8 protein-coding genes and 1 pseudogene are annotated in these 9,365 nt (G+C 68.1%); 8 read left to right on the forward strand and 1 reads right to left on the reverse strand.

Annotation, left to right across the window (positions count from 1 at the left end; all coding sequences use genetic code 11):
• From ACAD63_RS33990 to ACAD63_RS34015, 6 genes are all read left to right on the forward strand, one after another.
• Complete coding sequence (locus ACAD63_RS33990) at positions 1–783, forward strand: HisA/HisF-related TIM barrel protein (RefSeq protein ID WP_135706859.1); 783 nt, start codon at positions 1–3, stop codon at positions 781–783.
• Positions 784–1,106: 323 nt separating this feature from the next.
• Entirely contained in the window at positions 1,107–2,447 is a 1,341-nt protein-coding gene (locus ACAD63_RS33995) for a formylmethanofuran dehydrogenase (RefSeq protein ID WP_205751675.1), read from the forward strand.
• Positions 2,444–4,126 carry a formylmethanofuran dehydrogenase subunit A gene (locus tag ACAD63_RS34000; RefSeq protein ID WP_135706860.1) on the forward strand — a complete coding sequence of 561 codons (1,683 nt, stop codon included), beginning with the start codon at positions 2,444–2,446 and terminating at the stop codon, positions 4,124–4,126. Before ACAD63_RS33995 ends, ACAD63_RS34000 begins: the two co-directional genes overlap by 4 nt.
• Positions 4,127–4,199: 73 nt before the next feature.
• Positions 4,200–5,114 (forward strand): formylmethanofuran--tetrahydromethanopterin N-formyltransferase, encoded by a 915-nt coding sequence (gene fhcD, locus ACAD63_RS34005; RefSeq protein ID WP_195428720.1) that lies wholly within the window; start codon positions 4,200–4,202, stop codon positions 5,112–5,114.
• On the forward strand, positions 5,111–5,941 hold the full coding sequence (locus tag ACAD63_RS34010) for a formylmethanofuran dehydrogenase subunit C (protein ID WP_346769563.1): 831 nt from the start codon (positions 5,111–5,113) through the stop codon (positions 5,939–5,941). Before fhcD ends, ACAD63_RS34010 begins: the two co-directional genes overlap by 4 nt.
• 202 nt (positions 5,942–6,143) lie before the next feature.
• On the forward strand, positions 6,144–6,833 hold the full coding sequence (locus ACAD63_RS34015) for an HAD family hydrolase (RefSeq protein ID WP_434035057.1): 690 nt from the start codon (positions 6,144–6,146) through the stop codon (positions 6,831–6,833).
• Between the two features lie 6 nt (positions 6,834–6,839).
• Here ACAD63_RS34015 and ACAD63_RS34020 read toward each other — a convergent pair whose 3' ends face one another.
• Positions 6,840–7,718 carry a phosphoribulokinase gene (locus tag ACAD63_RS34020; protein ID WP_135706863.1) on the reverse strand — a complete coding sequence of 293 codons (879 nt, stop codon included), beginning with the start codon at positions 7,716–7,718 and terminating at the stop codon, positions 6,840–6,842.
• Positions 7,719–8,354: 636 nt separating this feature from the next.
• Here ACAD63_RS34020 and ACAD63_RS34025 point away from each other — a divergent pair.
• Both ACAD63_RS34025 and ACAD63_RS34030 read left to right on the forward strand, forming a co-directional pair.
• Positions 8,355–8,888, forward strand: a pseudogene (locus tag ACAD63_RS34025) (tyrosine-type recombinase/integrase); the annotation flags it as partial.
• Between the two features lie 143 nt (positions 8,889–9,031).
• Positions 9,032–9,223, forward strand: a complete 192-nt coding sequence (locus ACAD63_RS34030) for a hypothetical protein (protein ID WP_431189921.1) — start codon at positions 9,032–9,034, stop codon at positions 9,221–9,223.
• Positions 9,224–9,365 lie beyond the last annotated feature (142 nt).

A 9,365-nucleotide genomic window follows, 5' to 3' on the forward strand; every position in this document is an offset into this window, starting at 1 on the left:
ATGCACATCATCCCCGTCATCGACCTTCTCGGCGGCTGCGCCGTCCATGCGGTGCGCGGCCAGCGCGACCAGTACCGCCCCATCGCCTCGCGCTTGTGTGCCGGCAGCGATCCCGTGACGGTGGCGCGGGCCATGCTCGCGTACTGCGCGAGCCGCACGCTCTACGTCGCGGACCTCGACGCGATCACCGGCAAGGGTCTCCAGCAGGAAGCGCTGCAGTCCTTATGCCGGGCTTTGCCTGGCGTAACGCTCTGGCTGGACGCGGGCTTTGCCGACGCGGCGGCGGCAGCCTGCGCCATTTCCGCGCTCGCAACGCAGCAACATGGCGGCGCGCGGGTGATACCCGTGTTCGGCAGCGAATCCTTGTCGGATCCGCCCGCACCTGCCCACGTGGGCGCCGCCGTGCCGCCGTTCGACGCATGGCCCGGCGCCCCGCTTTCGCTTGACCGGCGCCACGGCATGCCGCTGGGCAGCGCCGCCTGGTGGCAAGCCAGTGCGGCATGGCCGGCGCAACTCATCGTGATGGCGCTGGACCGGGTCGGAGCCTTCGAAGGCCCTGACCTGGAAACGCTTGCCGCCATCCGCACGCAGGCGGGCGCGGCGCGCAAGCTGATCGGCGCGGGCGGCATCCGCCATGCAGCCGATCTCGCCGCCGCCGCGCGGGCCGGGGCCAGCGCCTGGCTGGTCGCATCCGCCATCCACGATCTCCTTATTGAACCTGCAGAACCTGCAGAACCCGCAGAACCCGCCGAGCCGGCCGCCCCGGGAGGCCAGTCCACCTGAGCGGTACCGCCCGGCATGGGCAGGCATAAACACGTTCCATGCCAGCACCGTGCGCCGCTCCAGCACACGCTGCGTGCGCCGCGCGCCTGCTCACAGGGTGACAACTTGCCCCGCCTCCGGAGCACTGGCTGTGCCGCGGCCGGTGCCGGATGAAGATGCCGCCGGGACCCCGGGACGACGCAGAGACCACCGTGGCGGGCGCCCGGCGCTCCGGCCACGGCATAGGGCCGCGGCTGGCACACGCTTTGCAGAACAGGGACATGGCACTCGCACCCGACCCCTCCCTCCAAGCAGCCAGTCGCACCGCAGGCCCTCCCGCGGCCATGACCGACTGGACCTGTCCGTTTTGCGCACTGCTGTGCGACGGCCTCAGCGTCACGCAAGCCGCGGGCAAGGCACCGGCGCTGGCCGGCGACGCCTGCCCGCGCGCCACACGGGCGCTGGCGGCGTTCGACCCGCAGGCTGCCGCTACCGGGCCTTGCGCCGACGGCCGCGCGGTGGCGCTGCCGCAGGCGCTCGACACCGCCGCGCGCCTGCTCGCCGCCAGCCGGCGCCCGCTGTTCGGCGGACTGGCAACCGACGTGGCGGGCGCACGCGCACTCTACGCGCTGGCCAACCAGTGCGCCGCCGTGCTCGACCACGCGCATGGCGACGCCATGACGGCCAGCCTGCGCGCGCTGCAGGATCGCGGCGCCTTTACCACCACGCTGGCCGAGGTGCGCGCACGCGCCGACCTGATCGTGTGCATCGGCACCCAGCCTTCGCACAAGCACCCCGAGTTCTTCCGGCGCTGCGGCCTGGCCGAGGCGGAGCAGGCCTGCGCGCGCGAGATCGTGTTCGTGGGCACGCCGGTCGATGCGGCTGCGGCGGCGCTGCCGGATGCGCGCTGCGGCGCGATCGACCTGCCCGGGAACCTGGATCTTTATCAGGCGGTGGCGCTGCTCAACGCGCTGTGCCGGCCACGTGCGCTGCCGGATCACGGCATCGCGCCAGCGCCGCTGCGCGCGCTTGCCGACAAGCTGCGCGCGGCGCGCTATGCGGTGCTGGTCTGGACGCCCTCGACGCTGGTCGGGCTCCCCGGCGGCAAGCACGCCGCGCTGCTGATCGAAAGCATCCACCACCTGATCAAGACACTGAACCGCAGCACGCGCGCGGGTGGGCTTTCGCTCGGCGGCGATGACGGCGGCAATACCGTCAACCAGGCGCTCACCTGGCTGTCCGGACTGCCGCTGCGCACGCAGGTGCATCGCCAGGGGCTCGATCACGATCCGCATGGCCAAGCGGGCGCCCGCCTGCTGCGCGAGCGCAGTGTCGATGCCTTGCTCTGGGTCGCCAGCTTCACGCCGGACCTGCCGCCGCCCGCCAGCGCGCTGCCCACCGTGGTGCTCGGGCACCCCGCGCTGGCGGCGTCGATGGCAGACCGGCACGGCGTCTTCATCCCGGTGGCGACGCCAGGGATTGGCGCGGCTGGCCACCTGTTTCGCACCGATGGCGGCATCGTGCTGCCGCTGCGTCCGCTGCGCGAAGACGGCCTGCCCACCGTGGCCGAGGTAGCGACGCAACTGCTGGTGCGGATAACGCGGATACGGCCGGCCGACGCGGCCGCGGCGCTCCCCGTCCCCCCGGTCCCTCCAGCCCCCTCAAGCACGGAGTCCGCATCATGAGCACACTGCGCCTCCATGGCGGACGGGTGTTCGACCCGCAGCATGGCATCGACGGCAAGCGCGCCGACCTCTACATCCGCGACGGCCGGATTGTCGACGAGCCACCGGGCAGCCCGGCAGAGCGCGAGATCGACGTGGGCGGCATGGTGGTCATGGCCGGCGGCATCGACATGCACTCGCATATCGGCGGCGGCAAGGTCAACCTCGCGCGCATGCTGCTGCCCGAAGACCATCGCGACCGCCCGGGTCCTGCGGGGCCCCTCGAGCTGGCCTCCTGCGGCGGCTGTACGCCAGGCACGCTGGCCACCGGCTACCGCTATGCGCAGATGGGCTATACCGCCGCCTTCGAACCGGCGATGATGGCCTCGAACGCACGCCAGACGCATTTCGAGATGGGAGACACGCCCATCATCGACCACGGCGCCTACGTCATGCTGGGCAACGACGAGCTGTTCCTGCGCATGCTGGCGGAAGGCACGGACTTTGAACGCATCCGCGACTACGTGGGCTGGACCATCAACGCCAGCAAGGCGCTCGGCGTGAAGGTGGTCAACCCGGGCGGCATCTCCGCCTTCAAGTTCAACCAGCGCAAGCTCGATGTCGACGGCCACCACGAGCACTACCGCATCAGCCCGCGCGATGTGCTGCGCACGCTCGGCAGGGCCCTGACCGAACTGCGCGTGCCACACCCGCTGCATATCCACGCCAGCAACCTCGGCGTGCCCGGCAATATCGAATCGACGCTGGCCACCATCGATGCGCTGGAAGGCCTGCCTGGCCACCTGACCCATATCCAGTTCCACAGCTACGGCGCCGACGGGCCGCGCAAGTTCTCGTCCGCGGCGCTGCGCATCACCGAGGCTGTCAACGCCAATCCGAATATCTCGATCGACGTCGGCCAGATCATCTTCGGCCAGACCGTCACCGCATCGGGCGACACCATGATGCAGGTAAAGAATGCCGACTTCGCGCAGCCGCGCAAATGGATAGGCGCCGATATCGAGTGCGACGCGGGCTGCGGCGTAGTCCCGTTCCGCTACCGCGAGCAGAGCTATGTCAATGCGCTGCAGTGGGCCATCGGACTGGAGGTTTTCCTGACGGTCAGGAACCCCTGGCAGGTCACGCTGACCACCGACCACCCCAATGGCGGCCCCTTCACCAGCTATCCGCACCTGATCCGCCTGCTGATGGACAAGTCCTTCCGCGATGAACAGCTCGCGCGGCTGCACCCCGAGGTGGCGGCAAACTGCGCGTTGCCGGACATCAGGCGCGAGCTGAGCCTCTACGAGATCGCCGTGCTGACCCGGGCCGGGCCGGCGCGTCTGCTGGGCCTGCGCGACCGCGGCCACCTGGGCGCGGGCGCGGCCGCCGACATCGCGATCTATCGCGAAGACGCCAACCGCGAAACCATGTTCAGCGCGCCAGAGTATGTGTTCAAGGACGGCACGCTGGTGGCGCGCGCCGGGCAGATCGTGGCGACACCAGCGGGCGGCACGCATTTCGTCGAGCCTGAGTATGACACTGGCATCGAGAAGACGCTGCGCAAATACAGCGACCAGCATCTCGCGCTCGACTTCGGCAACGCCGCCATTGGCCATGACGAGCTGTGCAGCTGCTGCCGGGGCGGCAGGCTGCTGCCGGCCGCGTGCGATCCTCTGCAGCGGCAGGATGGCGCATGAACCAGGCCGGGACGATGCGGCGCGGCGCCGGTGCGTAAGACGAAGCGCTGGCCACCTTCCAGGAAACCTTTGCATGCAGATCAACGGAATCGCCATCGACGACACCTTCGCGGAAGCCTTTCCGATGAAGGCGACCCGCCTGCTGGTCACGGCACACAACCTTGCCTGGGCGCGCCATGCCGCCCAGGCGATGACCGGCTTTGCCACGTCGGTGATCGCCTGCGGCTGCGAGGCCGGCATCGAGCGCGAGCTGGCGCCGGCCGACACGCCCGACGGCCGGCCCGGCGTGGCGGTGCTGCTGTTCGCGGTGTCGGGCAAGGAGCTGGCCAAGCAAGTGGAGCGCCGTGTCGGCCAGTGCGTGCTGACCTGCCCCACCACTGCGGTGTACGCGGGGCTGCGCGAAGGCGAGCCGATCGCGCTGGGCAAGAACCTGCGCTTCTTCGGCGACGGCTGGCAGATCGCCAAGATGATCGACGGCGTGCGCTATTGGCGGGTACCGGTCATGGACGGCGAATTCGTCTGCCAGGAAACCACCCCGGTGATCAAGGCGGTGGGCGGCGGCAACCTGCTGATGCTGGCGCGTGATACCGACGGCGCGCTGGCCGCGGCCGAGGCCGCGGTGACGGCAATGCGCCGGCTGCCCAATATCATCCTGCCCTTCCCGGGAGGCGTGGTGCGCTCGGGCTCCAAGGTCGGCGCCAGGTACGCCGGCATGCATGCCTCGACCAACGATGCCTTCTGCCCAAGCCTGGCCGGGCTGGTGGCGGGCAGCGAGCTCGCCCCGCCGGTGCGCTGCGTGCTGGAAATCGTGATAGATGGCCTGGCCGAGGCCGACGTGGCCGCAGCCATGCGGGCCGGTATCGACGCGCTGGTCTCGGACGGCGCGGCAAAAGGGCTCGTGCGTGTGTCGGCCGGCAACTACGGCGGCAAGCTGGGACCCTATCATTTTCACCTGCATCGGCTTGCGGGCCAGGGAGAACGGGTATGAGCGGCATGAGCGGCGTCACCTTGCGCCTCGCCAGCGCGCCGGCGCTGCGCGTTGACCTGCGCCACCTGGCGCCCGCCAGCCTGGCCGGGCTGGCGCCGGATGCCGTGGCGCGCCTGCCGCTATGGCATGGCAGCGAAGCCATCACGGTGGGCGACCTGTTCACCGTCCATGCCCACGTCGCATCCGGGAACACGCCCAGTCTTGCCTTTGAAGGCGACCTGAGCCGCTTCGACCGCATCGGCTGGCAGATGGCGGGCGGCAGCCTGCGCGTCGACGGCAACGCCGGCGATTTCCTTGCCTGCGGCATGCAGGCCGGCAGCCTGCGCGTGAGCGGCCACGCCGGCGACTTCGCCGCGGCGGCGATGGCGGGAGGCGAGGTCGCCATCGGCGGCAATGCCGGAGACTTCGCGGCCGCGGCGCTGCCCGGCGACATGGACGGCATGCGCGGCGGCACGCTCGATATTCGCGGCGATGCGGGCGACCGCCTGGGCGACCGCATGCGGCGCGGCACGGTGTTGGTGGCAGGCAGCGCCGGCGATTTCGCCGCTTCGCGCATGGTGGCGGGTACCATGGCGATCGCCGGCGCGGTCGGCGACCACCTGGCCTATGGCCTGCGGCGCGGCACCGTCGTGCTGCTCGGCACCGGCCCGCGCGAGCGCGCCACCTTCGTGCGTACCGACAGCAATCTCGATGTATTCTGGGCCCTGCTTGCACGCAGCCTGGCCCGCGCCGGCGGGCCGTTCGCACCGCTGCCGGCATTGCGGCCGCGCCGTTTCGTTGGGGATGTAGCGGTGGATGGCCGGGGGGAATTGCTGGTGTTCGAGTAGCTCGCTGCCGGATCCAACGACATCGGGACAGCATGGCGCCGCCACGTCCGCGCAAGGGACCGGGGCGGGAGCCAGGCCTTATCATGTCGCTTGATGTCGTCGCTTGATGTCGTCGCTTGATGTCGTCGCTTGTTCTGGCCGCCTGCTCCCGGCAGCCTCTGATCCCTTTCCACTCAATCTCAGCCATTTCCCGGCATTTCCCATGCAGCTCGCACTATTCGACCTCGACCACACCCTGGTGCCCTTCGACAGCGGCTCCACCTGGCTGCGCTTCCTGATGCAGCGCGGCGTACTCGACGAGGCGGAATTCGCACCCCAGAACCAGCGCTTCGCGCAGGACTACATGGAAGGCAAGCTCGACATCCACGCCTTCCAGCGCTTCTGCATGTCGTTCCTCGCGCGCTTCGAGCGCAAGGAACTGCAGGCCTGGCGCAGCGAGTTCATCGCCGCGATCGCCGACCGCATCCCGGCGCCGGCGCGGCAACTGGTGGCGCAGCATCGCGACGCCGGCGACCTGTGCTGCATCGTGACGGCGACCAACGACTTCGTCGCGCGCGGCTTCACCGATGCCTTTGGCGTGGAGCACCTGGTGGCTTCGCAGGCCGCCACCATCGGCGCGGGGCCGCTGGCCCAATTCAGCGGCGAGATGGTCGGCGTGCCTAGCTTCGGCGCCGGCAAGGTGGAGCGGGTGACGGACTGGCTCGCGACGCTGGGACGCCGCTGGGAGGATTTCGAGCGCACCGTCTTCTATTCGGACTCGCGCAACGACCTGCCCCTGTTGCAGCACGTCAGCCACCCCATCGTGGTGGCACCTGATCCCCGCCTGCGCGCCATCGCGCAGGAGCGGGGCTGGCCGATCGCGGAAGCGGCCGCGCCGCTCGTGCTGGCCTGAGCGTCCTTACAGCGCGGCGCGCTTGCTGCGCTCGATCATGCGCAGCACGAAGGGCGTGAAGATAAGCTGCATCGCCAGTTCCATCTTGCCTCCAGGAACCACGATGGTATTGGCGCGTGACATGAAAGAGCCGTGCACCATGCTCAGCAGGTACTGGAAGTCGATGCCTCGTGGATTGGCGAAGCGGATCACCACCATGCTTTCGTCCGGCGCCGGGATCTCGCGGGCGATAAAGGGATTGGAGGTGTCCACGCAGGGCACGCGCTGGAAGTTCACGTGGGTGCGCGAGAACTGCGGGCAGATGTAGTTCACATAGTCCGGCATGCGCCGCAGGATGGTGTCGGTCACCGCTTCGGTGGTGTACCCGCGCTGCTTCTTGTCGCGCCACAGCTTCTGGATCCACTCCAGGTTGATCACGGGCACCACGCCGATCAACAGGTCCGGGTAGCGCGCCACGTTGACCTCGCCGGCCACCACGCCGCCGTGCAAGCCTTCATAGAAGAGCAACTCGGTGCCGTCTGGCAACGGCTCCCAGGCGGTAAAGGTGCCCGCCTCCTGGCCGCATGCCGTCGCCTCTTCCTCGCTGTGCAGGTAGCGGCGGCGGGAGCCGTTGCCGCATTCCGCATAGGTGCGGAACAGGTTCTCCAACTCGCCGAAGAGATTGGTGTCGGGACCGAAATGGCTGAAGTTATTGTTCCCGCTGCGCTCCGCCTCGGCCAGCTTGACCTTCATCTCGGCGCGATTGTAACGGTGAAAGCTGTCGCCCTCGATCAGTATGGACTTCACGCCTTCGCGGCGGAAGATACTCTCGAAGGTGCGGGTGACGGACGTGGTGCCGGCGCCGGAGGAGCCCGTGATGGCAATGATGGGATGACGTGCCGACATGGCGATGGACTCAGGCGCGCTCGGTCACGGCAGCAACGCCTTCAATCGGGCACGTCCTGATACTTTGGACTTCGGGCATGGCAGGTCTCCTCGTTTTCTTGCCTTGTGTTCTTGCTTCGTCTGGCGCAGTGTCCGGCGCATCCCGGCCTAGCGGGCTGAGCGCGATGCTGCGATCCCGCATCCATGGCTGCGGAGCGCTTCGATTTGCAAGAATTGCGCCACGGCACTTTACTGTTGCGCTAGTCGGGTCGCACATCCGTACCATGGCCGCGGCTATGCTCAAGCCGCCCTTGTCCACGCCGGCCTGACGGTCGCACTGACGATCATGCAGTGGTGTCGGTCGGCATGGGCAGCGGCCTGCTTTTACTGCACACAGTGTCACTGGAATTGCGCATCCCGTAAGGCACGCTACCTGACGTGGCCGCACGAAGCCCAATGCGTCCAGTCCACCTGGAATGTCAAGCCACGCACCGCACGCGCAGCATCCCTGCATACAACAGCGGCCCGTTGCTTCGCTCGATTTGGGCTTGCGAGGAGTCGCCCGAGGGGAATCGACCTGACGCCAGCCAGCATTTGCACGGTTGTAGGTCGAGCTTGGCGATTAATTGCGTTTATATTTTGGCGTGCGACGTGACAGCCACCACAATGGGCGCTTCTTCTGCCGGCGCGGTGCCCAGGGAACCGAGCGCTGGTGGCTGGAGGTTGACCGGCAAAGGCAACAAGACCCGGCTGGTGCCGGCCACCGATGAGCTGATTGCCGAGCTAGCGCGCTACCGCCGCGCGCACGCGTTGCCGCCGACCCCGCAGTTCGGGGAGACGCGTCCACTGGTGCCGCCGGTGATTGGAAGAGCGGGCAGCGAGAAACCGCTGTCACGCGGTGCGCTGCACCTGATCCGGAAAGAGGTGTTTGGCATGGCCGCGGGGCGCCTGCGGGCGCGCGGCCCAGAATGGAAACCGCAAGCTGCGGTACTGGCCAGCGCCTCGGCGCACTAGCTGCGCCACACCGCCGGGTCGCTCATGACCGACCAGCAGGTCGACCTGCGCTTCGTGCGCGACAACTTTGGGCACAGATCGCTGTCGACGACGAGCGGCTACCTGCACAGCGAGGAGGATGCGCGCCATGAAGCCACGCAAGGGCGGCACCGGATTGGCTGGGGCACTAAGAAATAGCTGGTCGACGGCATATTTCATCATCGTGAAACTCTGGTGGGCAGCAACAGGCGCGCTATGATGGCCCCCTGTCGTCTCACCGGTGTTGCAACCGGCCTGCCACACATTGGGATTCGCCATTTGTTGAACTCCGTAATCAACGAGTGCTCATCACCGGCGGCAGCCGCAGCATCGGCCTCTCTTGCGCGGCCGGCTTTCTGCGTGAGGGAGCGCGCGTAGCCATCGTTTCGCGCAACGCCGGAAATACTGGCAACGGACTGCGCCACGTTGGCCGAAGACTTGGGCGAATTTTCCAAGGACGTGGTCGCGGTATCCGCCGATCTGACGCAGCGTAGAGACCGTCGCGAGTTTCTCGGCCGGCTAGGACGGCTGGCTGAAGCCAAACCCAAAGGGGGTCTAAGGCAATGCTGATTAAGTCCTCCAGTTCGTGAGAGTAAGCGTTATCTGAAGAATCACGAGCGCGAAGAGATGAACATG

Source organism: Cupriavidus sp. a3, assembly GCF_051015765.1.
GTDB lineage: Bacteria > Pseudomonadota > Gammaproteobacteria > Burkholderiales > Burkholderiaceae > Cupriavidus > Cupriavidus oxalaticus_A.